A 23,837-nucleotide genomic window follows, 5' to 3' on the forward strand; every position below is an offset into this window, starting at 1 on the left:
CCCCCCCCGCCCCCGGCGCCCCACAGGGGCGGGCCCCCGGCCGCCCCCCCCCCCCCGGGGGCCCCCCCCCGGGGGCGGGCTGGGGAGGGGTAGGCTTTAGCCTTTGATCCATCGATACAGTCGCTTCCACGCATTGCGCACCGCCTGCACCCAGCCCGGTTCGGCCAGCGCTGCGGCCTGTTCGGCAGAGGGCTTCATTCCGGTCAGACGCTGGCGCATCTTCACCAGGTTCTTCATGTCGCTGCGGCGCAGCTGGCGGAAGATCGGCCAGTTGCGCAGCCAGCGCGGCGCCCGCAGTGCCGAGGTGAAGTCCAGCAATACCGGCACGCCGGCGCTGACCACCACATTGGTGCCGTGCAGGTCGTTATGGGTGATGCCGGCCGCATGCAGGCGGCTCAGCGCGGTCTGCAGCTGATCAAATACTTCCTGGCTCACGCCCTGCACGCCGGCGCTCAAGGTATCGCCGGGGATGAATTCCATGCCCAATGCCAAGCCGCCCAGGGTGCCCAGCAGCGCCGGTGCGTGCTTCCAGCCCTGCAGGCGTTTGAGCACCTTGGCTTCGCGGTGCACCAGCAGGCGTGCCACCGGCGACAGCGGCGTGCCGCGGTAGCGGCGATAGTCCTTGACCACGGCCGGGCGGCCGTCCAGTTCGGTGCGGTAGACGTCAGGCTCGAGCAGGCGTTCGCCGCGCTTGAGCAACTGGCTGTCGGGAACAACGACGTGTTCGCCGTCGAAATTGGGCAATGTGTTCATGCAAACCTTCCTGACGCGGGCAACGGCGCGGAAAGCGTCTTGCAAAGCCGGTCTAACGTGCCCGGAGGCGGGCGGGGGATGTGCGGTAATTATAAAACTGCACAGTCCATGAATTGCTGAATGTAAAAAAAATGTAGGAATCTTGTGACGGAAATGATTGTTGCGATCACACAGTTGTCACCGCTGGGGGCGTGTGCACCGCGCCGGGGCCTGAACGAAAAACCCCGCGCCGTTGCGGGCGCGGGGTTCGGTTCACGGCGCTGGCAGGGGGCTTATTCGCCCAGTGCCTTGGCCACGAACGGCGGGCTGATCAGCGCACCGGTGTGCAGCGGCGCGGTGTAGTACAGGGTGTCGAACGGCTTGGCGGCCGAGTCGGCCTCGCGGAAGCCGAAGCCGAAACCGGCCTGCTTGCTGGCCACCGTCACCGACCACCAGCCGGTCGGGTAGCACGGCTGCGGGAACGGCAGGGTCTTGAACGACTGGAAGCCGGCCTTGCCCATTTCCGAACGCATGTCCTTGATCAGCTCCAGCAGGGCCAGCGGGGACTCGCTCTGCTGCACCAGCAGGCCGTCGTCCTTCAGGGCGCGGAAGCAGCTCTCGAAGAAGGACTTGTTGAACAGGCCTTCGGCCGGGCCAACCGGGTCGGTCGAGTCGACGATCACCACGTCCACGCTGCCCGGGGCGCAGTTGGCCATGTACGCCACGCCGTCATCGAACAGCAGCTCGGCGCGCACGTCACCGTTGGATTCGCACAGTTCCGGGAAGTACTTCTCGGCCATGCGGGTGACCTGCTCGTCGATGTCGCACTGGGTGGCGCTTTCCACGCCCGGGTGCTTGAGCACCTCGCGCAGGGTGCCGCAGTCGCCGCCGCCGATGATCACCACGCGCTTGGGCGCCGGGTGGGTGAACAGCACCGGGTGGCTGATCATCTCGTGGTAGAAGAAATTGTCCTTGGTGGTCAGCATCATGGCGCCGTCGATGACCATCAACTTGCCCCAGTCGGTGCTGTCGTAGATCTCGATCTTCTGGAACGGCGACTGCACCTCGTCCAGCTTGCCGGTGATGCGGAAACCAATAGCCGAACCGGTCGGCTGGAAGTGTTCGATGAACCAGTTTTCGTTGGAGGTCATGATGTTTCCTGGATGTTGGGGCCGTCCTTCTCCCAGAGGGAGAAAGTGGCCCGAAGGGGCGGATGAGGGTAAGGGCGAAGCCTGTCACAGTCAGGTTTCACGCTTGCCCTCACCCCCGACCCCTCTCCCGAGGGGAGAGGGGAGGTAGTGAGGGCGCGGATTGTAACGGACCCTTGCCCCGCTAGCGTTAGAATGCGCGTCCTTATTTATCCACAGCTGAGAGTTGCTACGCCGATGAGCGATTGGTCCCTCGAACAGGCCCGCAAGACCTATTCGATTCCGCACTGGTCCGACGGGTATTTCGACGTCGATACCGCAGGCCACCTGGTGGTCCGTCCCGTTGGCGCCGAAGGCGCGGCGGTGTCGTTGCCGCAGATTGTCGATTCGGCGCGTGCCGCCGGCGCCAAACTGCCGTTGCTGGTGCGCTTCCCGGACATCCTCGGCCAGCGCCTGGGCAAGCTGCAGGCGGCGTTCGCCCAGGCCCAGTCCGACTGGGACTACGCCGGCGGCTACACCGCGGTCTACCCGATCAAGGTGAACCAGCACCGTGGCGTGGCCGGCACCCTGGCCAGTCACCACGGTGAGGGCTTCGGCCTGGAAGCCGGCTCCAAGCCGGAGCTGATGGCGGTGCTGGCGCTGAGCCGGCCGGGCGGGCTGATCGTCTGCAACGGCTACAAGGACCGCGAGTACATCCGCCTGGCCCTGATCGGCCGCAAGCTCGGCCTGCAGACCTATATCGTCATCGAGAAGCCGTCCGAGCTGAAGCTGGTGCTGGAGGAATCCAAGGCACTGGACGTGAAGCCGGGCCTGGGCGTGCGCATGCGTCTGGCCTCGCTGGGCGCCGGCAAATGGCAGAACAGCGGCGGCGACAAGGCCAAGTTCGGCCTGTCCCCGCGTCAGCTGCTGGACCTGTGGAAGGCGCTGCGTGACACCGAGTACGCCGATTGCCTGAACCTGCTGCATTTCCACATGGGCAGCCAGATCAGCAATGTGCGCGACATCGCCAACGGCATGCGCGAGGCCACCCGTTACTTCGTCGAGCTGTCGCAGCTGGGCGCCAGGATCAGCCACGTCGATGTCGGCGGCGGCCTGGGCATCGATTACGAAGGCACCCGTTCGCGCAGCTACTGCTCGATCAACTACGGCCTCAACGCTTACGCCAGCAACATCGTGCAGCCGTTGGCCGAGGCCTGCGAGGCGCATGGCCTGACCCCGCCGCGCATCATCACCGAGTGTGGCCGCGCAATGACCGCGCACCACGCCGTGCTCATCGCCAACGTCTCCGAAGTCGAGCAGGCCGCCGAAGGCCGCGTGCCGGAAGCGCATGACGACGAGCCGGCAGCGATCCGCCACCTGCGCGAGATCCACGAGGAGCTCGACCAGCGCCCGGCGGTGGAACTGTTCCAGGAAGCCCAGCATTTCCATGCCGAAGGGCTGAGTGCCTATGCACTGGGCCAGATCGACTTGCCGCAGCGTGCGCGCATCGACGACCTGTTCTACGCCATCGCCAACGGCGTGCGTGCGCGCCTGAGCTATGACGAGAAGAGCCATCGCCCGGCGCTGGATGAATTGAATGACCGCCTGGTCGACAAGTACTTCGTCAACTTCAGCGTGTTCGAATCGATCCCGGATGCATGGGCAATCGACCAGGTATTCCCGATCGTGCCGATCGAGCGCTTGAACGAGCGCCCCGAGCGTCGCGGCGTGATCGCCGACATGACCTGCGATTCCGATGGCATGGTCAAGACCTACGTCGAGAACGAAAGCCTGGACAGCTCGCTGCCGCTGCACGCCGTGCGTCATGGCGAGAGCTACCGCATCGGCTTCTTCCTGGTTGGCGCCTATCAGGAAATCCTCGGCGACATCCACAACCTGTTCGGTGATACCGATGCGGTGGAAGTAGTGGTGGATGACGATGGTTACGTGATCACCCAGCAACGTCGCGGCGATACCACCGACGTGATGTTGGATTACGTGGGCTACAGCCTGGACGACCTGCGCGCCTCGTATCGCAAGCGCGTGGCTGATGCACAGCTGTCGGCCGAACGCGCCGCAGAGTTGGACGCAGCGTTGGAAGCCGGCCTGACCGGTTACACCTACCTGTCAGACGAACCGCTGGCCTGACAAAGCAAGCGAGATCTAAAAGCCCCTCTCCCGCTTGCGGGAGAGGGGTTGGGGTGAGGGGAAGCTTCTAAGCAAGCAACCCCGACTTACCCCCGAAACACCTGAAACCCAGCAAACGACTGACTCACCGGCATCAACTCGATGCGGTTGACGTTCAAGTGTGCAGGCAGCGTTGCCACCCAGAAGATCTGCTCGGCGATGTCTTCGGCGGTCATCGGGCTGGCGCCGCCGTACAGCTGATCGGATGCGGCCTGATTGCCATGCGTACGCACCAGGGTGAATTCGGTTTCTGCCATGCCCGGCTCGATCGCGGTCACGCGTACGCCGGTACCGTGCAGGTCCGAGCGCAGGCCCAGCGAGAACTGGCTGACGAAGGCCTTGGTGCCGCCATAGGCATTGCCACCCGGGTACGGGTACAGCGCGGCGGTGGAGCTGATGTTGATGATCGCGCCACGGCGTTCTACCAGCTTGGGCAGCAGGTGATGGGTCAACGTGACCAGCGCGGTGATGTTGGTGTCGATCATCGTGCGCCAATCTTCCAGGCTGGCGTGCTGGGCAGCGGCGGTGCCTTGGGCGAGACCTGCGTTGTTGACCAGCAGGTCGATGTCGCGGAAGGCGGGTGGCAGGGCGGCCAGAGCAGCTTCCATTGCGGCGGCATCGCGGATGTCGAAGGCGGCGGCGTGGATCTTGTCGGCGCCGAATTCTTCCACCAGCGGCTGCAGGCGCTCGGCACGACGACCGGTAGCGATCACTTTCCAGCCCGCAGCAACGAAGCGACGGACAGCGGCGGCGCCGAAGCCGGACGTGGCGCCGGTGATCAGAGCGGTCTTGGACATTGCGGAATCCTTGGGGCAGGGGACTAGGATTTTCGCACTGTGGGGCGGGTGGGGGTATGGCTGAGGGTGAAAAGCGGTGACCAACGTCAAAAGCCAAGACAACCGAAAAGCCAAAGCTGCCCTCATCCCAACCCTTCTCCCGCAGGCGGGAGAAGGGCTAAAGCAGCAGCAACAGCGACGCTGAAGTCGCCACGCTCTTCGTTGCTAGGCCAAGTTGGTCGGACTATCTATCGCTTGAGGCCGATGGCTGTCCCGCGGTTACGCAGACGGGCTGCGCGCCCTGAGGAAGTACACCAGGCCGAGCACAAAAATAAGCAGTGGCATTGCAATTGCGACGAACCCTTGCTCAGCGAAATGGCGGACATTCATCGCAAACCACGCTGCCCCCACCACCATCCCGATCAAACCCGAAATCTTCTTGCCGGACATAAGACCTCCTCCCCAGAGTTGAGTTGCCAAGAAGCCGGAAAGTAATCGGAGATTTAGCCGGAAGCAACTGAGTCCAGCAGCTGCCGTCTAGCCCGTGATCTGACAGGTCGCAGCGCCCCCGCTCCAGGCCCCCTCCCTTGCGCCGCAGGCGCAGGGGAGGGTTGGGGAGGGGTGCTCTTTGCGGGTAAATCAACGCCGCAGAAAGGATCGAATTTCGAGCTGGCGCGTACTCAAAGCCCTGGGTGCGCTGCGCTTACCCTGGCTACAGCGGCATAAACAAAAAGCCCCAACACCGAAGCGATGTCAGGGCCTGAATGTTCGGAGGGCTCTTCGAGCGATCTGTCAGTCGCAACAGTCCCCCCCCTTTAGTAAAGGGGGCGCGCCGACAGGCGCGGGATTGTGGGTGTAACGGGCACGGAGCCCAAAGTTTGCTTCACAAACTTTGGGGTGAAGCCGCCGTAGGCGACTTCACTGCGCCTTGATCGCCATCGCCTGCAAACCGGTACCGTTGAGCTTGGCCTTGGCTTCAGCCAACTCACTGGCGGTGCCATACGGACCCATGCGCACGCGGTACACGGTGTTGCCGTTGATCTGCGCCGATTCCACGCGCGCTGCCAAACCCATCATCGCCAGCTTGGCCTTGGTCGACTCGGCATCACCCGAAGCGCCAAATGCACCTGCCTGCAGGATGTAGCGCACGTTCTCGGTCGCTGCTGCAGGCGCGGCTGTTGCAACCGTCGCAGCCGGAGCAGGAGTTGCCACTGCAGGCGCCGGCTTGGGAGTGGCCGCAGCTGCCGGGGCAACGCTGGCAACCTGTGCCGGCCGCGCTGCCGCTTCACTGATCGGTGCCGGCTGGCGAGCGGCCTCGCTTACCGGTGCCGGCAACGGACGCCCTTCCAACGCAGCCTGCGCACGCTGGGCATCGGTCGGCGGGGTGGCCGGCGTTGCGGCGGCAGTCGCGCGCGCTGCAGCCGCGCGGCGCTGTTCCTCAGCCTTGGCACTGGCGGCCAACTCGGCATCGGACATCTGTACTTCGGTGCCTGGCAGCAGGGTGTAGAAGTCGTACTGGGTGGCTGGCTTTTCCTCCGGTTTGGCACCGGCAGGCGTGGCTGGCTTGTTCGATTCCACCCCGGCGTCGACGTCGGCATCAGCAACCGGCGCCGGCTGCGCGTCCGGGTTGGGTTGCGGGCCTACGCGCAGAAAACCGTCACCGTCCTTCTTGAACAGGTTGGGCGCCGCCAGGAACACCACCGCCGCAATCGCCACGCCAGCAACCAGCCACACCCAGCCGGGCGTGCCATTGTCGTTGTTGCGTCGGGCTTGGGTTTTGCCGCGTCGTGCTGCCATGTCTACTGCGTCTCCAGGTGTTTACATCTTTTCCGGGGCACTGACGCCCAGGATGTTCAGGCCATTGGCCAGGGTCTGCCGTGCGGCGCTGGCCAAGGTGAGCTTGGCGTTGCGCTCGGCTGCATCATCCACCAGCACGGGGGTGCCGTGATACCAGGTGTGGAAAGCATGTGCCAATTCACGCAGGTACTGCGCGACCTGATGCGGTTCCAGCGCGATGCCAGCCGCTTCCACCACTTCCGGGTAACGCGAGATTTCGTTCATCAGCTCCAGCGAGGCGTCGTCGCCCAGACGTGACAGCGCAGTCAGACCTTCGGCCTGCTTGTAGTCCAGGCCCTTCTCCTGCGCCTGACGCAGCAGCGAGCAGACGCGGGCATGCGCGTACTGCACGTAGAACACCGGGTTGTCGCTGCTCTGCTGACGGGCCAGGTCAATGTCGAAGGTCAGCTGCGAATCGGGCTTGCGCGCGATCAGGAACCAACGTACCGCATCGCTGCCCACTTCCTCGATCAGATCACGCAGGGTCAGGTAGCTGCCGGCACGCTTGGACAGCTTCACTTCTTCCCCGCCGCGCATCACCGTCACCATCTGGTGCAGCACGTATTCCGGCCAGCCCTTGGGAATGCCCAGGTCCAGCGCCTGCAGGCCGGCGCGCACACGCGCCAGCGAGCCGTGGTGGTCGGCACCGAGCTCGGTGATGGCGCGTTCGTAACCGCGCTGCCACTTGCTCAGGTGGTAGGCCACGTCCGGCAGGAAGTAGGTGTAGGTGCCGTCGGACTTGCGCATCACGCGGTCCTTGTCGTCACCAAAGTCGGTGGAGCGCAGCCACAGCGCGCCACCTTCCTCGTAGGTGTGGCCGGAGCTGATCAGCTGCTGCACGGTTTCGGCAACCTTGCCGTCCTTGTACAGCGAACTTTCCAGGAAGTAGATGTCGAAATCCACGCCGAACGCGGCCAGGTCCAGGTTCTGCTCGTTGCGCAGGTAGGCAACGGCGAAGCGGCGAACTTCCTCCAGGTTCTCGGCATCCTTGGCGCCGACGATCTGGCTGCCTTCCAGGTCCACCGTCTCACCCAGCAGGTAGGCCTTGGCCACGTCGCCGATGTATTCGCCGTTATAGGCTTCGGCCGGCCACTGCTCGTCGCCCGGCTTGAAGCCGCGCGCACGTGCCTGCACCGACTTGGCCAGGTTTTCGATCTGCACGCCGGCGTCGTTGTAATAGAACTCGCGCTTGGCATTCCAACCATTGACTTCCAGCACGCGGGCGATGCAGTCGCCGATCACACCAGCGCGGCCATGGCCGACATGCAGCGGACCGGTCGGGTTGGCCGACACGTACTCGACGCCGACGCTGCGGCCGTTGCCGCTCAGGTTGCGGCCGTAGTCTTCGGCTTCCTTTAGCACGCTGACCACTTCGCGCTGGTAGGCCACCGGCGAGAGTTTGAAATTGATGAAGCCAGGGCCGGCGATCTCGACATTGACGATGTCATCGCTGGCCGGCAACGCGGCAAGCAGCGCCTGCGCAACGGCGCGCGGATTGCTGCGCGCGGCCTTGGCCAGCAGCATGGCGGCGTTGGTGGCGAAATCACCGTGTTCGCGGGTCTTGGGTCGTTCGACCACGAAATCCGGCGGCAGGGTGTCGGCAGGCAAAGTGCCGTTGGCGCGCAAGGCTTCGATGCCTTGGCCGATGAGGGCGCGGAGTTGGGCTTTCACGTGACTATTCTGCTTGAAGCGCGGAACTGACCATTTTACCTGACCTGCGTCACGGCCGCCTGCGAGCTGCCCGCAGGGGTCAGCAATGTCAAAAAAACGGAAAGGCGGCGGCGGCCAGCGGGCGCAGGGCATCCCGTGCGCTGTAGGGCGAATCCTGAGGGCGGAATGTGGGCGGCGCGGTTCAGGCTGGCCCGCTCAGACCCAGCCACGTGCAGCCAGCGACACCGGCGCGCCGTCGCCGATCACGAAATGGTCGAGCAGGCGGATGTCCACCAGCGCCAAGGCCTGCTGCAGGCGCGTGGTGATGGCGCGGTCGGCCGCCGAGGGCTCAGGATTCCCGGACGGATGGTTGTGGCCGACGATCACCGCCGCAGCGTTGTGCGCCAAGGCCTGGCGGACGACTTCACGCGGATGTACCTCGGCGCTGTCTACCGTCCCTGTGGATAACTCTTCAAAGGCCAAAGCCCGATGGCGGTTGTCCAGGAACAACGCCGCGAACACCTCCTGCGACCGGTGGCGCAGGCGCTGGGCGAAGTAGCGGCCGGCGGCGGCTGGGTCGGTCAGTGCATCGCCACGTTCCAGCCCGGCGGCCAGATGGCGCCGGCCCAGTTCCAGCGCGGCGCAGAGCTGGCAGGCGCGGGCCGGGCCCAGCCCGGGCAACGTGGCCAGTTGCGGCGCACTGCGGTCCAGCAGCGCCCGCAGCGGGCCATGCCCCTGCAGCAGTTCGCGCGCGGTCTGCACCGCATCACGCCCGCGCAGGCCCGAGCCGAGGAAAATCGCCAGCAGTTCAGCATCGGAAAGTGCGGCCGCACCACGTGCCAGTAATTTTTCGCGCGGGCGTTCAGCGCGGGGCCAATCACGGATATGCATGAGTGGCAGATTCACCGCCATTTGCTAAAAACTGGATCAGGCGTAACAAAGCCTTCGGTTAAGCTAACCCTTCTTCTGTACCTAGGAATCCCCATCCGTGACCGCCGTTTCCCCCACTTCCCGCCCCTTGGAAGGACAGAAGCTGCTGCTATGCGTAGGCGGCGGCATCGCTGCGTACAAGTCGCTGGAGCTGGTGCGTCGGCTGCGTGATGCCGGCGCCACCGTGCAGGTGGCGATGACGGCTGGTGCGCAGCAGTTCGTCACTCCTCTGAGTTTCCAGGCGCTGTCCGGCCATCCCACCCGCACCACGCTGTGGGACAGCGCCGCCGAACAGGCCATGGGCCATATCGAACTGGCGCGCTGGGCCGACCGCATCCTCATCGCCCCGGCCACTGCCGACCTGCTGGCGCGGCTGGCGCACGGCAATGCCGACGACCTGGTGACCACGCTATGCCTGGCCAGTACCGCGCCGCTGACCGTGTGCCCGGCAATGAATCACCGCATGTGGCTGCACCCGGCCACCCAGGCCAACATGGCGCTGATGCGCGAGCGCGGCGTGCAGGTGATCGGGCCAGAAGACGGCCCGCTGGCCGAGGGCGAATCCGGCCCCGGTCGGGTCAGTGAAGCACCGACCATCATCGCTGCGCTTGCCGGCGATGTTGCACCACAGGCCCCGGCCAAGCCGGGCCGCCTGAACGGCATGCGCGTGCTGATCAGCGCCGGTCCCACCTATGAAGATCTGGACCCGGTGCGCTATGTCGGCAATCGCAGTAGCGGCAAGATGGGCTACGCCCTGGCCGCCGCTGCCGCCCGTCAGGGCGCGCAGGTGGTGCTGGTCAGTGGCCCGGTGCAGCTGGCCACGCCGGCCGGCGTGCAGCGCATCGACGTGCGCTCGGCCGCGCAGATGCGCGAGGCCGTACTCGGCGCCTTGCCGGCCGACATCTACATCGGTGCGGCCGCCGTGGCCGATTACACGCCACGTCAGGTCTCGCCGCAGAAGCTGAAGAAGACCGCCGGCACCCAGACGCTTACGTTGGAACTGGTGCGTACCGCCGACATCCTGGCGGAAGTGGCGGTGCACGAGCAGGCCTTGAAGCTGGTGGTGGGCTTCGCCGCTGAAACCCACGATGTGGAGAAGTACGCGCGCGGCAAGCTGGCCGACAAACATCTGGACCTGATCATCGCCAACCAGGTCGGCATTGCCGGCAATGGTTTTGAGAGTGACCAGAACGCGGCCGTGGCCTACTGGAACGGCGGTCTGCGCGAGTTCCCGGGCACCGCCAAGACCCAGCTGGCCGAACAATTGCTGGATTTGATTGCCGAGAGGTTGGACGCATGAGTAATGAACTGCAGCCCTTGCAGGTGAAGTTGCTGGACCCGCGCTTCGGCGACAGCTGGCCGCTGCCGGCTTACGCCACCGAGGCCAGTGCCGGCATGGACCTGCGCGCGGCGACCGAAGCGCCTTTGACGCTGGAGCCGGGTGGTGCGGCGTTGCTGCCCAGCGGCATCGCGATCCATATCGCCGATCCGGGCCTGTGCGCGGTGGTTCTGCCGCGTTCGGGGCTGGGTCACCGCCACGGTATCGTGTTGGGAAACGGCACCGGCTTGATCGATGCCGACTACCAGGGGCCGTTGCTGATCAGCGTATGGAACCGCGGCCGCGACGCCTTCACCATCGAGCCGGGCGACCGTATCGCGCAGTTGGTGGTGATGCCGATTGCACGCGTAACGTTGCAGGTAGTAGATACTTTCATCGACAGTGCACGTGGAACGGGTGGATTCGGCCACACCGGGGTGCGCTGACAGGGGGAACGCACGATGAGCCAAGGCAACGAGAGCGGGCGGCCACGTCCTGCGCTGGGTCGATCAACGCCACTGCTGGCGGTGCTGCTGCTGCTGTTGGCCGGCTGGTTCGGCTGGAGCGCGGTAGATCAATGGATGCAGTCCGGTACCAGTGCCGGGCTTGAACAATCCCGCGATCAGGCCGTTGCCGGCGTGCAGCAGGCATTGACCGCACAGACCGCGCAGTTCGGCAAGCAGCTGGCGCTGGAGCCGGTCAAGGCCGCGCTGGCCAGCGGCGATGCAGCCGCCGTCGCCTTGGCGGTACGAGACAAATGGAATGGTGTGGAAGATGCGCAGGTTCTCGACGCCAGCTTGGCCGAGGCCTATGCCGATCCAGCGGGGTTTGGCTACTCGCGACTGGCACTGCTGGAACAGGCCATGGCCACCGGTCAGCCGGTGGCGCTGGTGGTCCGCGATGGCGGCAGCCCGCGCCTGGGACTGGCCGCACCGGTGCTGCTGCAGGGCAAGCCGGCGGTGGTCTACATCCGTCAGCCGCTGACCCGGCTGACCTCCGTGTTCGATGGCATCGATTCGCCGAACAGCGCCTTCCTCGGGCTGCGCCAGGGCAGCTTCACCGTTGTCCAGAAGGGGGCGACCAATCTAGGTAACAGTGCCGATGCACTGGCGCGCCCGGTTGGCGACACCGGCCTGCGCGTTGTGGCCGAGCTGCCGGACGCCAGCACTGGTGCGATGGGCCTTGGGGTGATTGCCAGTGCCATCGTGGCGTTGTTGCTGCTGATCACTGCGTTGCTGCTGCTGTTGGGCCGCAAGCGTCTGATGAACCTGCCGGCTCTGCGCAAGAACACCGCGCAAGTCGACGATGGTGGTCCGACCTTGCAGGAAGCGCTGGAACAGGACCCGCAGCCCCTGCCGGTCGCGGCCAATGCGCGTGCTGGCGATGCGCCACAAGCGCGCCCCGAGCCGGGTACGGACGCGGTACTGCCGGTTATCTTCCGTGCCTATGACATTCGTGGTGTGCTTGGCACCGAATTGAATGCCAATGTGGCCACGCTGATCGGTCAGGCCATCGGCAGCGAAATGCAGGCACAGGGCCTGCGCGATGTGGTGGTGGGCCGCGATGGTCGTCTGTCCGGGCCTGAGCTGGCCGATGCCTTGATCACCGGCCTGCGCCGCGCTGGCTGCGATGTGATCGATATCGGCATGGCACCGACGCCGGTGGTGTATTTCGCCAGTTATCACCTGCGTGCTGGCAGCTGTGTGGCGGTTACCGGCAGCCACAACCCGCCGGACTATAACGGCTTCAAGATCGTCATCGGTGGCGAGACGCTGTCCGGCGATGCCATCACCGATTTGTACAAGCGCATCCAGGAAGGCCGTCTGCAGCATGCAGACAGCGAAGGCAGCCTGCAGCAGCGCGAGGTTATCGACGACTACGTGCAACGCATCGCCGATGACGTGCAGCTGGACCGTCCGCTCAAGATCGTTGCCGATGCCGGCAACGGCGTTGCTGGTGCGGTGGCGCCGCAGTTGCTGGAAGCCATTGGTGCCGAGGTGATTCCGCTGTACTGCGAGGTGGACGGCAACTTCCCCAACCACCATCCAGACCCCAGCGACCCGCACAACCTCGAAGACCTGGTGCAGATGGTCAAGCGTTTCGACGCCGACCTTGGCGTGGCCTTTGATGGCGATGGAGACCGCCTGGGCGTGGTCACCAAGGACGGCAAGATCATTTTTGCCGACCGCCTGCTGATGCTGTTCGCCGCTGATGTGCTGGCGCGCAACCCCGGCGCGATGGTCATCTACGACGTCAAATGCACCGGCAAGTTGTCGGACTACATTCTGCGCAACGGCGGCAGCCCGATGATGTGGAAGACCGGGCATTCGCTGGTCAAGGCCAAGATGCGCGAGACCGATGCCGAGCTGGCCGGTGAGATGAGCGGCCACTTCTTCTTCAAGGAACGCTGGTACGGCTTTGATGATGGCCTGTACGCGGCGGCACGCCTGCTGGAGATTCTGGCGCAGCGTGATGAAGAACCGTCCGAAGTACTGAACGAGTTGCCGGATGCGATCTCCACGCCGGAGTTGAAGGTGGCGGTGGAAGAAGGCACCCAGCATGCGCAGGTGGCCTTGATCGTGGCTGCAGCGCAGGTGGAGGACTCGCCGTTCGTTGGCGCGCGCATTTCGACGATTGATGGCCTGCGTGCCGACTTCAGCGATGGCTGGGGGCTGGTGCGTGCCTCCAACACCACGCCGGTGCTGGTGCTGCGCTTCGAGGCCAATGATGAAGTGGCGCTGGAGCGGATCAAGGGTGTGTTCCGCGAGCAGCTGTTGCAGGTGTTGCCGGCGGGGACTGAACTCGGGTTCTGATCGGTTCTTGTTTTGAAAAAAGCCGTCCGCGTGCTGCGCGGGCGGCTTTTTGCTTTCGTGGGCTTTGATTTTCGCGTGTTGCTTTCCTGCATGGTGGTTTTGCTGGGAGCTTTGGATTGCTGCGAAAAGCACCCCTCCCCAACCCTCCCCTTGGCTACGCCAAAGGGAGGGAGACAAGCGGTTTCGCTTCGATCTGACAGGCTGCGCGCACACCGCCCCCTCCCTTTGGCGTAGCCAAGGGGAGGGTTGGGGAGGGGTTGCCGTTGTCGTTGCTCTTGCCTTCGCTTGCGCTGGCTTGTGGGAGCGGCGTCAGCCGCGAAGCTGTTGCAGCTTCAGCGTCAAACAGCCTGCAATCTTTGATCAATGAGGGTCTGTTGTTTTAGTAGCTTCGCGGCTTACACCGCTCCCACAAACCCAACCACAATAGCCTCGCATCAATTTATGCCCCGCCAAACCGCAAACCAACCCCCGGTTCGGTAAACAGATAGCGCGACTCCAGCGCCGAATCGCCGAGCTTGTGCCGCAGCCGCCCTACCAGGATGCGCAGGTAATGCGTGTCATGCCGATGCGTTGGCCCCCAGATTTCCTGCAGGATCTGCGGCTGGGTCACCACCCGCCCGGCATTGCGCAGCAACAACGCCAGCAGCGCGTACTCCTTGCGGGTCAGTGCAATCGCCTCGCCATCCACGCGCACATCGCGGCGCGAGAGGTCGATATGCAGGCGGCCGTCGTCAAACACCGGCACCTGACCTTCGCTGTCGGTGCTGCGACTACGCAACAAGGCACGCACCCGCGCCATCAACTCCTGGGTGCCGAACGGTTTGGTCACATAGTCGTTGGCGCCGTTGTCCAAGGCGCGCACCTTCTCGGCTTCGCCGGCACGCACGCTGAGCATGATCACCGGCACCTGGCTCCATTGCCGCAGCTCGGCCAGCACATCGTGGCCCTCCATGTCGGGCAGGCCGATATCCAGCACCACCAGGTCGGCGCCATCCTCGGCCAGCCGCTGCAGGCCTTCGGCGCCGTTGGCGGCCTGGCTGACCGCATAGCCTTGCGCACGCAGTGAGATATCCAGAAAGCGCCGGATCTGTACTTCGTCGTCGACCACCAGTACGCGCGGCGGTGGAATGGCCGGTGCTTCAGCCATCATCGTGCGGGCTCTCTGGGTGCGGTTGGAGCAGGGGCAGGGTCATACGGATCAGGGTACCGCGTCCGTCACGTCCCGGCAGCGCTTCAACGCTGCCACCGTGCGCGCCGATCATGCCCTGGCAGATGGTCAGGCCCAGACCGGTGCCCTGGCGGCCGCGGTCGCCGCGTTCCACGCTGTAGAACATGTCGAAGATGCGCGAACGCTCAGCATCGGGAATGCCCGGGCCGGCGTCGATCACCTCGATGCGCAGCTCGTTGGCCTGCTGGCGAGCGCGTACTTCCACCGGCACGCCGGGTGGCGAGAACTTGGCGGCGTTTTCCATCACGTTGAACACCGCCTGCTCGACCAGCGCCGGATGCACCCAGATCGGTGCCATGTCCGCCGGGATGTCCAGCTGCAGACGAACGCCCGGTTGGTAGCGTTGCAGGCGGCGCGCGGCCGAGCCGATCAGCTCGTCCACACCGATCCAGTCGCGGTTGAGCTTGAGCCCGTCATGGCCGAGCCGGGTCATATCCAGCAGGTTCTGGATATAGCGGTCCAGCCGTTCACCCTCGACCACGATGGTATCGAGCAGGGCGCGGCGGTCGCTGGCATCCATCGCATCGGCGTAGTTGGACAGGCTGTCGGCCGAACCGATCATCGCGGCAAGCGGCGAGCGCAGGTCATGCGACACCGAGGACAACAGGGCAGACCGAAGCCGCTCGGTTTCATTGTGCAGGTGTGCGGTTTCCAGATCGGCCACCAGTCGCGTGCGCAATGCGGCCTGGGCGATATCGTCGGCCATCGCTTCCACCAGCTGGCGTTGCTCCGGCGCCAGCCGTGGATGTTGATGGTCAAAGCGCAGGCCGGCCACGCCGATTGCGTGCGCTTCGCCGTCAAGCAGCGGCAGGAACCACCAGCCGGCGCCGGCCAGCGTATCGGTGAAGCGACCGGCTGGCTGACCATGGCGCAGCGCCCAATCGGCCGCGGCCAGGTCGGTGTCACCCGGTGCAGCGGTGCCGCTGGTGCTGATGTCATCGCCCAAGCGCACCCACGCTGGTGCATCCAGCGCTTGTTCCAGTGCGACGCGACCGGCATGACCAACCTGGGCATTGTCGGTGGCACCGACCAGTTGCCGGCCAAGTGTTTGCCGCACATTGGCATGGCGATTGGCGGCACGCAGCGCCACCACCTGCATGCGCAGGCGCGATGCCAAGCGGCCTGCAACCAATGCGGCGGCGAGAAACAGGAAGACGGTGATCACGCCTTGCCGCGCGCTGATCGCAAAGGTGAAGCGCGGTGCGATGAAGAAGAAGTTGTATGCGAGGAAGCACAGCGTCGCCGCCAGCACCGCCGCACTCATGCGGGTGCGTGCAGCCACCAGCACCACCGCGACGATGAACACCATCGCCAGATCGCTCAGGCCTATCCAGTGTTCGCCCAGCCAGGCGGCCAGGCAGGCGCCGGCGGTGGCCAACACCGCCGTCAGCGCATCCTTGCCCCAGCTGTCCGGAGCAAGCGACAGGCCGAAGCGACGCGCGTTGGCGCGTGCCTGCGGCGTGCTGATGATGGTGATTTCGTAGTGCGCGCCGCGCTGGATCAACTGCTGGGTCAAAGTCTGGTTGAACAGCCGCGCCAGCGGTCGTTCGCGGGTGCGGCCCAGCACCAGTGACGACACCGCGTTGTGCGCGGCGTAGTCGAGCAGCGCATCGGCGATGCCCGGCCCGTGCAGCAGTTCGGCATCACCGCCCAACCGCCGTGCCAGCGCGAACGCATCGTCGATCTCGCGGCGGGTAGCCTCGTCGTGGCGACGGTGCTGCACGGTCACCACCGTCCATGGCGCATCGCGGCGCTCGGCGATGCGCCGCGCCACCCGCACCAGATATTCGCTCTGGCCGCCGCCATCAATGGCGACCACCACTCGCCGCCGCAGCGGCAGATTGCCTTCGCCGCGTGCGGCGCGGGTCTCGCGCAGACTGCTGTCGACACGGTCGGCGGCTTCCTGCATTGCCAGTTCCCGCAAGGCGGTGAGGTTGGCCGGCGAGAAGAATGCCTGCAGTGCCTGCGCTGCCTGCTCGGGCACGTAGACCTTGCCTTGCTGCAGGCGTTCGATCAGTTCGCGCGGCGGCAGATCAACCAGCACGATGTCGTGCAGGCGGTCGAATACCACGTCGGGCACGGTCTCGCTGACGCGCACACCGGTGATGCGCATGACCACATCGTTGAGGCTTTCCAGATGCTGGATGTTGATCGTGGTCCACACGTCGATACCGGCATCAAGCAGTTCCATCACATCCTGCCAGCGACGTTCGTGACGGCTGCCAGGGGCATTGCGGTGGGCCAGCTCATCCACCAGCACCAGCGCCGGCTTGCGCGCCAGCACCGCATCCAGATCCATCTCCTGCAGCTGATGGCCGTGGTACTCCACTGCACTCAAGGCGATACGCGGCAGGCCGTCGAGCAGGGCTGCGGTATCGCTGCGGCCGTGGGTTTCAACCACGGCCGCCATTACATCCACCCCGCGCCGCAGTTGTTCCTGGGCGCGGGTAAGCATGCTGAAGGTCTTGCCAACACCCGGCGCAGCGCCGAGGAAAACGGTCAGCTTGCCGCCGGCGTCGCGTTGCAGGGCCTCGGCCAAGGCATCGGCCTGGCGGCTACGGGAGTCGTTCATGACGGCGATTGTGCGCTGTTGCAGGCGCGCCCTGCATCAGGGCGCATGCGCGGCCTGATCCAAGGCCCGGTTGAGGGCAATCACGTTGATGCGTGGCTGCCCGAACACGCCCCATTGGCGGTCCTGCAGCTGTGCATCAACCAGCGCCTGCACCTGTGCCAGCGGCAAACCACGTGCAGCAGCCACGCGTGCCACCTGCACCTGTACGGCAGCAGGTGACAGCTCCGGGTCCAAGCCGCTGGCGGACTGCGTGACCAGATCGCCCGGAACTTTGGCCGGCTCGATCTTTTCACGCGCTACGGCGGCAGCAGTGGCTTCGCTGACGCGCTTGACCAGGTCCGGATTGCTGCGCGCCATATTGCTGCCGGCTGCGGCCATCGGATCGTAGTTGGCGGCCGAAGGACGCGTCTGGAAATAGCCGTCACCAGCGAACGGCTGCGCCAGATACAGCGAGCCACGCACCTGTCCGTCGGCATCGCGGATCAGGCTGCCGTCGGCCTGCGCCGGAAACAGCGAGCCGGAGATGCCGGTCGCCAACACCGCATAGACCAGGCCAGTGCCGAGCAGGCCGAACAAGGACAGACCAATGGCCGGCCGCCACAGCGGGTTGCCGGAACGACGGGAGGAAGTGTTGGAGGTGTTCATGCGCCAAATACCAGAACAAGTAGAAGGTCGATGGCCTTGATGGCCGCAAATGGCAGCAGCACGCCGCCCAAGCCGTACACCAGCATGTTCCGCCGCAGCAGCGCGGTGGCGGTGGCCGGACGGAAGCGCACGCCGCGCAGGGCGAGCGGGATCAGGGCCGGGATCACCAACGCATTGAAGATCAGCGCCGCCAGCACCGCATTACGCGGGCTCGACAGCTGCATCACGTTCAAGGCCGCCATCGACGGAATGCTGGCGGCGAACAATGCCGGCAGGATCGCGAAGTACTTGGAGACGTCATTGGCCAGTGAGAAGGTGGTCAGCGCGCCGCGGGTAATCAGCTGCTGCTTGCCCACTTCCACCACTGCCAGCAGCTTGGCCGGGTCCGAATCCAGATCGACCATGTTGCCGGCTTCCTTGGCCGCCTGTGTACCGGAGTTCATCGCCAGGCCGATATCGGCCTGGGCCAATGCCGGCGCATCGTTGGTGCCGTCACCAACCATCGCTACCAGTCGGCCACCGGCCTGCTCGGCACGGATACGTGCCAGCTTGTCTTCCGGCCGTGCCTGGGCGATGTAGTCATCGACACCGGCTTCGGCGGCGATGGCGGCGGCGGTGAGCGGGTTGTCGCCGGTGATCATCACCGTGCGGATGCCCATTGCCCGCAGCTGTGCGAACTTTTCGCGCATGCCATGCTTGACCACGTCGGCCAGTTCCACCACACCGAGCACATGTCGGCCTTCGCTGACCACCAGCGGCGTGGCACCGCCCCGGGCAACCTGGTCCACCCGCGCCTGCAGCTCGTTCGGCACCGTGCCGCCCAGCGCCAGGACATGCGCGGTGATGGCATCGCCAGCGCCCTTGCGGATGCTGCGACCGTTGTCCAGGTCGACGCCGGACATGCGGGTTTGTGCGGTGAAGGACAGGTACTCCGCTTTTTCTGGCTCGGCCGTGGTGCAACCCTGCTCGCGGGACAGACGCACGATGGATTTACCTTCCGGGGTCGGGTCGGCGAGTGAGGACAGCAGCGAGGCTTCGCGCAGCTGTGCGGCGTCGATACCGGCCAGCGGATGGAAGTGGGTGGCCTGACGGTCGCCGTAGGTGATGGTGCCGGTCTTGTCGAGCAACAACACATCGACGTCGCCGGCCACTTCCACGGCCTTGCCGGATTTGGCCAGCACATTGGCCGACAGCGCACGGTTCATGCCGGCGATGCCGATGGCCGGCAGCAGGCCGCCGATGGTGGTCGGGATCAGGCACACCAGCAGCGCGATCAGCAGCAGCGGATCAACCGTGACGCCGACAAAGCCTGCAATCGCCGGCAGCGTTGCCACCACCACCAGGAAGGTCAGCGACATTGCCGCCAGCAACAGGGTCAGCGCGATTTCGTTCGGCGTCTTCTGCCGGTTCGCACCTTCCACCAGCGCAATCATGCGGTCCAGGAAGCTATGGCCCGGCTCGGCACTGACCCGCACCACGATCTCGTCGGACAGCACCTTGGTGCCGCCGATCACGCCGGAGCGGTCGGTCTCGGCCTCGCGCAGTACCGGTGCCGATTCGCCGGTGACCGCAGCTTCGTTGATGGTGGCAAGGCCACGTACGATCTCGCCATCGGCCGGCACGAACTCGCCGGCACTGACGATCACATAGTCACCCGGGCGCAGCTCGGCAGCCGGCACACGGCTTTCGGCAGCACCCTGCAACGGCGTGGCGACTCGCCGTGCGACCAGGTCTTGACGGGCACGTCGCAGCGACGCGGCCTGGCCACGGCCACGCGCCTCGGCCACGGCTTCGGCGAAATTGCCGAACAACACCGTCACCAGCAGGATCGCGGTAACGGCCAGACCGAAGCCCAGCGGCGCGGTGCCGCTGAGGGTGACGATCAGCGCCAGCACGGTGCCGACCATCACCACCGCCATCACCGGGTTGTGCAGCAGGTGCAGCGGCGACAGCTTGCGTACCGAGTCGAGCAGTGCGCGGCGCAGGCCGGCCGCATCGAGCAGGGCGGGGCGGCGCGATGCCGCAGGAGAAGCAGAACGGTTCATGGGGGCGTTCACGGTGACGGGGCTCCCTGCAGGGCCAGCAGGCTCAGGTGTTCGGCCACCGGGCCAAGCACCAATGCCGGCAGGAACTGCAGCACGGTAAGGACAATGACCACGCAGATAAGCGTCAATGCGAAGGTCGGGGTTTCAATCTGCAGGCTGCCGGCGCTTTGCGGTACCTGCTTTTTAGCGGCCAGCTGGGTGGCGATGATCAGCGGGATGATCAGGATCGGGAATCGGCCCAGCACCAATACCAGCGCACAACTCAGGTTCCACCACACGGTGCTGTCGGCCAGCCCTTCAAACCCGGAGCCGTTGTTGGCATAGGCTGAGGTGAACTCGTAGAACACCTGGCTGATGCCATGGAAACCGGGGTTGGAGGTGCCGGCCAGGCCGGGGACGGCGAGGGTCAGTGCGGTGAGACCGAGCAGGGTGATCGGTTGCAGCAACACCAGCACCGCGAGCAGGCGCACCTGCGGCGTTTCCAGCTTGCGACCGAGCAGCTCGGGGGTGCGTCCGGTCATCAGGCCGGCCAGGAATACCGCCATCATCAGATAGACCAGGAACTGCTGGATGCCGCAGCCAATGCCGCCCCAGATGGCGCTGATCAGCATGTTGACCATGGGCATCATGCCGCCGAGCGGGCTCAGCGAATCATGCATGCCGTTGACCGAACCGTTCTGCACCTGGGTGGTGATGGACGACCACAGCGCCGTGCCATCGGCACCGAAACGGGCTTCCTTGCCTTCCATCAGCAGCGCACTGGCGGCGCTGGCGCTGTGACCTTCCAGCCACAGACTGGCACTGGTGGACAGCACCGACATGGTCAACATGCAGCCGAATACCAAGGCACCAAAGCGACGCCGGCCAGTGAAGGCGCCAAGCATGCAGATGATGGACATCGGGATCAGCAGGATGCCGATCAGCTCCAAGGCATTGGACACCGGGGTCGGATTTTCCAGCGGGAAGGCGCTGTTCGGGCCGTACCAGCCGCCGCCATTGGCGCCGAGCTGCTTGGCTGCGACCATCGCCGCGACCGGGCCGAGCGGAATCTTCTGCATTTCCATGCCGGCACTGGCATCGATCGGCGTTGCCTGCGGGCCACCAGCCAGAGTGGAAGGCACGCCCTGCCAGTTCAGCAGCAGCGTCCATACCAGGCACAGCGGCAGCAGGAAGCGCAGGCACAGGCGCACCACATCGGCGTAGTAGTTGCCTACGGTGACGCGCACCGGGGTATTGCCGGTATCGGCGCTTGCAGGCTTCATGAACAAGGCACGCAGCGTTGCCACCGCAAGTGCCAGCCCCATCATCGGGGTGATCACCTGCAGGCCGGTGATGCCGGTCATCTGCGAGAAATAGGACAGCTGCGCCTGGCCGCTGTAATGCTGCTGGTTGGTGTTGGTCAGGAACGACACCATGGTGTGGAACGCGGTATCCCAACGCATGTTGGGGATGTTGTCCGGGTTCAACGGCAACCAGGCCTGGGTCATGAACACCGCCTGGGTCAGCACCGCCAACACCAGGTTGCTGATGAGGAACGCGACCACATAGCCACGCCAGGACATGGAGTGGTTGGGATCAACGCCGAGCACGCGGTACAGCGGCTTTTCGATCCAATGGAAGAGGACGTCGATACGCATCGGCGTACCGCGCATCAGCCGCGCCAGGTACAGGCCGAGCGGCCATGCCAGCGCCAGGCTGGCCAGAATGATGATGATGGGTTCGATCACGATAGCGCTCCTCAGAACGACTCAGGTCGTAGGACCGCGTACAACAGGTAGGCAGCGGCGATCAGCACCACTACGCCGCACAACAGAGCAAGCCAGCCGGGCATGGAAACCTCGAATTACGATCAGGGCGCGGCCGGGGTTGCCGGAACACGCGTCAGTGGACGGGTAGGGCGGCAGGCAGGCGCGAACGACGAGTCTGATCACCCCGATCAGGCCGCTATCGTCCGCCTGGGGGGCGTAAACGATCGACGCTGCCGGGGTGGTGCTGGCGTAAAAGGCGCGTAAAAAGTGCGGGGTTGGGAGTGGCGATTTGGAGCTGGAAGCAATGCCAAAGCTAGAGCTAAAGCAGAAGCCCGAAGTAGAAGCCCGAAGCAGAAGCCCGAAGCAGAAGCGCCCTCATCCGCCCCCCGCCTTCGCGGGGGCAGGCTCTTCGGGCACCTTCTTCCGCAGGCGGGAGAAGGGATGGCGTACATGGCTTGCGGTTAGCTCTGCTGCGGTTCGTGGACTTTCAGCCGCCCTTGGACCTTCAGTAACTCGCGGACATGCAGGTGCAGGAAGCCAATCCCTTCTCCCGTTTACGGGAGAAGGTGCCCCGTAGGGGCGGATGAGGGGAAGCTATTAAACGAAGAAAGCGGCCCTAAGGCCGCTTTCATTCTCAATCCAACAATTGACCGGGAAAGCCCCTGCCGAGCATGGCTCGGCACTACCGCCTACCGCTCAGCCTTTGGCAGGCGCTGCGCTGGCAGCCGGTGCGGTCGCAGCCGCTGCGGCATCAACCGGCGCGGGAATCCCCTTCAGCTCGCGATACCGCGCCAAACTCTCGGCGATCTCAACTTCCAGTGCCCGCCGCTGCTGCTCAAACGCGGCCTGCAGACGCAGTTGCGCCAGTAGTTCGTTGTGACGCTGGCGGATCTCACCGGCCTGCTTGTCAGGCACCTTCTGCCCGGCCAGCTCTTTGTTGCCGGCGGCGGTGAGTTGTGCAGCCAAGGCACCCCGCAGGCTGGTCACATTGAAGATCGCGGTTTTGACGTTGTTGTCGACAATCGCCGTGCGTTCACTGAACACACGGCGCAGATCATCTTCGGTGGCATACGTGGACAGCATCGCCTGCTCGGTACGCTTGCGCGTATCCGCCGCCGCTGCATCCACTTCCTGCTGGGCTTGGGCCAAGGCCGCATCGGCGCGTTCTTCAGCGGTGAGCGCGCGCTGCACTTCAGCGCCGCGGGTTCCGCTGCGTGCGTTGAATTCCTCGCGCGCTTTGTTCACCGCTTCCGGCGGCAAGGTGTCCGAGCAGATGCGTTTGCCGCCCTCATCCCAGCAATACAACTTCTTGCCGGTATCGGCTGGTTTGTTCTGCGCCAGCGCTGGCATTGCCAGCGCTGCCAGCATCAGCACCAACGTCGTGGCGGTTTTGGACGGATTCGGCACCATGGCAGCCCCCTGCTATCAGCCTGTCGGATTGCTCCCGTAGCGGCCACGGTAGGCCAGCAACGGTTCGCGATAGCCAACAAGTTCCGGGTTCCCGGACGCGAATGCAAGCAGGTCGGCCAGATTGGCCACTGCGATCACCGGAATGCCGGTTTCGGCGGACACGGCCTGTGCGGCTGAACGGCGGTCTTCTTCTGAGGCGATCTCCTGGCGGTCCAGTGCCACCACGATGCCGGCCGGGATGCCCTTGGCTTCGCGGATGATGGCCAGGGCCTCGCGGATGGCGGTACCGGCGGTGATCACGTCGTCGACGATCAGGATGCGCTTGCCTGCCATGTCGGCGCCGATCAGGGTGCCGCCTTCGCCGTGGTCCTTGGCTTCCTTGCGGTTGAAGGTCAACGGCAGGTTGCGGCCGCGGTGCGAGAACTCGCAGGCAATCGCGGTAGCCAGCGGGATGCCCTTGTAGGCCGGGCCGAACAGCTGGTCGTAGGCAATGCCGGCGGCATCGATCGCGTCGGCGTAGCAGTTGCCCAGCTGGGCCAGCGCCAGGCCGGTATCAAAACGGCCAGCGTTGAAGAAATACGGGCTTACCCGGCCAGACTTGAGGGTGAACTGGCCAAAACGCAGCGCGTCGGCGTTCAGCGCCAGCTGCAGGAAACGGGAACGGTGGTCACTCATGTAAATACGCTGTCTTATCGTCTATTGAGGTTCCTAGGGTAAAGCATGGCCCTTGCAATTGCTGCGCTGCGGGTCCGGGCAGGGTCCTCGCAGCGAACCGGGCGGCTGTCAGGGGAAAGCTGAGGCCCGGTTTGTCGGCCGCCCC

At 65.0% G+C, this 23,837-nt stretch carries 19 protein-coding genes; 4 read left to right on the top strand and 15 right to left on the bottom strand.

Going from position 1 to position 23,837, the window contains the following annotated elements; genetic code table 11:
- Positions 1 to 96: 96 nt before the first annotated feature.
- Both ACVOLL_RS18655 and speE read right to left on the bottom strand, forming a co-directional pair.
- Positions 97 to 753 carry an RIO1 family regulatory kinase/ATPase domain-containing protein gene (locus tag ACVOLL_RS18655; protein ID WP_481514250.1) on the bottom strand — a complete coding sequence of 219 codons (657 nt, stop codon included), beginning with the start codon at positions 751 to 753 and terminating at the stop codon, positions 97 to 99.
- Between the two features lie 272 nt (positions 754 to 1,025).
- Positions 1,026 to 1,883 carry a polyamine aminopropyltransferase gene (gene speE, locus ACVOLL_RS18660; protein ID WP_481514251.1) on the bottom strand — a complete coding sequence of 286 codons (858 nt, stop codon included), beginning with the start codon at positions 1,881 to 1,883 and terminating at the stop codon, positions 1,026 to 1,028.
- Between the two features lie 234 nt (positions 1,884 to 2,117).
- On the opposite strand from speE, the gene speA reads away from it, so the two are divergent.
- Entirely contained in the window at positions 2,118 to 4,007 is a 1,890-nt protein-coding gene (speA, locus tag ACVOLL_RS18665; protein WP_481514252.1) for an arginine decarboxylase, read from the top strand.
- A gap of 86 nt (positions 4,008 to 4,093) precedes the next feature.
- Here the strand turns inward: speA and ACVOLL_RS18670 are convergent, their stop codons facing one another.
- From ACVOLL_RS18670 to radC, 5 genes are all read right to left on the bottom strand, one after another.
- Positions 4,094 to 4,843, bottom strand: a complete 750-nt coding sequence (locus ACVOLL_RS18670) for an SDR family NAD(P)-dependent oxidoreductase (protein ID WP_481514253.1) — start codon at positions 4,841 to 4,843, stop codon at positions 4,094 to 4,096.
- A 258-nt stretch (positions 4,844 to 5,101) separates the two neighbouring features.
- Positions 5,102 to 5,272 carry a hypothetical protein gene (locus ACVOLL_RS18675; protein WP_481514254.1) on the bottom strand — a complete coding sequence of 57 codons (171 nt, stop codon included), beginning with the start codon at positions 5,270 to 5,272 and terminating at the stop codon, positions 5,102 to 5,104.
- Positions 5,273 to 5,740: 468 nt separating this feature from the next.
- Positions 5,741 to 6,619: an SPOR domain-containing protein gene (locus ACVOLL_RS18680; protein WP_481514255.1), complete on the bottom strand. Its 879-nt coding sequence runs from the start codon at positions 6,617 to 6,619 to the stop codon at positions 5,741 to 5,743.
- Between the two features lie 21 nt (positions 6,620 to 6,640).
- A complete protein-coding gene (gene argS / locus ACVOLL_RS18685; RefSeq protein WP_481514256.1) occupies positions 6,641 to 8,329 on the bottom strand; it encodes an arginine--tRNA ligase in 1,689 nt (562 codons plus the stop codon).
- Between the two features lie 195 nt (positions 8,330 to 8,524).
- A complete protein-coding gene (gene radC, locus ACVOLL_RS18690) occupies positions 8,525 to 9,199 on the bottom strand; it encodes a RadC family protein (protein WP_481514273.1) in 675 nt (224 codons plus the stop codon).
- A 97-nt stretch (positions 9,200 to 9,296) separates the two neighbouring features.
- Here radC and coaBC point away from each other — a divergent pair, with 97 nt between their 5' ends.
- The 3 genes from coaBC to ACVOLL_RS18705 are packed head-to-tail and all read left to right on the top strand — an operon-like array spanning position 9,297 to position 13,369.
- Complete coding sequence (coaBC, locus tag ACVOLL_RS18695; protein ID WP_481514257.1) at positions 9,297 to 10,538, top strand: bifunctional phosphopantothenoylcysteine decarboxylase/phosphopantothenate--cysteine ligase CoaBC; 1,242 nt, start codon at positions 9,297 to 9,299, stop codon at positions 10,536 to 10,538.
- Positions 10,535 to 11,002 carry a dUTP diphosphatase gene (gene dut / locus ACVOLL_RS18700; protein WP_481514258.1) on the top strand — a complete coding sequence of 156 codons (468 nt, stop codon included), beginning with the start codon at positions 10,535 to 10,537 and terminating at the stop codon, positions 11,000 to 11,002. Before coaBC ends, dut begins: the two co-directional genes overlap by 4 nt.
- 15 nt (positions 11,003 to 11,017) lie before the next feature.
- A complete protein-coding gene (locus ACVOLL_RS18705; RefSeq protein ID WP_481514259.1) occupies positions 11,018 to 13,369 on the top strand; it encodes a phosphomannomutase/phosphoglucomutase in 2,352 nt (783 codons plus the stop codon).
- 439 nt (positions 13,370 to 13,808) lie between these two features.
- On the opposite strand, the gene ACVOLL_RS18710 is transcribed toward ACVOLL_RS18705, so the two are convergent.
- From ACVOLL_RS18710 to pyrE, 8 genes are all read right to left on the bottom strand, one after another.
- Complete coding sequence (locus tag ACVOLL_RS18710) at positions 13,809 to 14,519, bottom strand: response regulator transcription factor (RefSeq protein WP_481514260.1); 711 nt, start codon at positions 14,517 to 14,519, stop codon at positions 13,809 to 13,811.
- Complete coding sequence (locus ACVOLL_RS18715; protein WP_481514261.1) at positions 14,509 to 17,169, bottom strand: ATP-binding protein; 2,661 nt, start codon at positions 17,167 to 17,169, stop codon at positions 14,509 to 14,511. Before ACVOLL_RS18715 ends, ACVOLL_RS18710 begins: the two co-directional genes overlap by 11 nt.
- Positions 17,170 to 17,205: 36 nt before the next feature.
- Positions 17,206 to 17,814 (bottom strand): potassium-transporting ATPase subunit KdpC, encoded by a 609-nt coding sequence (gene kdpC / locus ACVOLL_RS18720; RefSeq protein WP_481514262.1) that lies wholly within the window; start codon positions 17,812 to 17,814, stop codon positions 17,206 to 17,208.
- Positions 17,811 to 19,859: a potassium-transporting ATPase subunit KdpB gene (kdpB, locus tag ACVOLL_RS18725; RefSeq protein ID WP_481514263.1), complete on the bottom strand. Its 2,049-nt coding sequence runs from the start codon at positions 19,857 to 19,859 to the stop codon at positions 17,811 to 17,813. The genes kdpC and kdpB overlap by 4 nt, the downstream gene beginning before the upstream one ends.
- A gap of 8 nt (positions 19,860 to 19,867) precedes the next feature.
- Entirely contained in the window at positions 19,868 to 21,586 is a 1,719-nt protein-coding gene (gene kdpA / locus ACVOLL_RS18730) for a potassium-transporting ATPase subunit KdpA (protein WP_481514264.1), read from the bottom strand.
- Between the two features lie 11 nt (positions 21,587 to 21,597).
- The gene (locus ACVOLL_RS18735; protein WP_054660392.1) at positions 21,598 to 21,690 is read right to left on the bottom strand and encodes a potassium-transporting ATPase subunit F; all 93 of its coding nucleotides are present in this window, start codon (positions 21,688 to 21,690) and stop codon (positions 21,598 to 21,600) included.
- A 613-nt stretch (positions 21,691 to 22,303) separates the two neighbouring features.
- Positions 22,304 to 23,017, bottom strand: a complete 714-nt coding sequence (locus ACVOLL_RS18740) for a hypothetical protein (protein ID WP_481514265.1) — start codon at positions 23,015 to 23,017, stop codon at positions 22,304 to 22,306.
- A gap of 15 nt (positions 23,018 to 23,032) precedes the next feature.
- Positions 23,033 to 23,692 (bottom strand): orotate phosphoribosyltransferase, encoded by a 660-nt coding sequence (gene pyrE / locus ACVOLL_RS18745; protein ID WP_481514266.1) that lies wholly within the window; start codon positions 23,690 to 23,692, stop codon positions 23,033 to 23,035.
- Positions 23,693 to 23,837 lie beyond the last annotated feature (145 nt).

The organism is Stenotrophomonas sp. STEN035, from assembly GCF_056759935.1.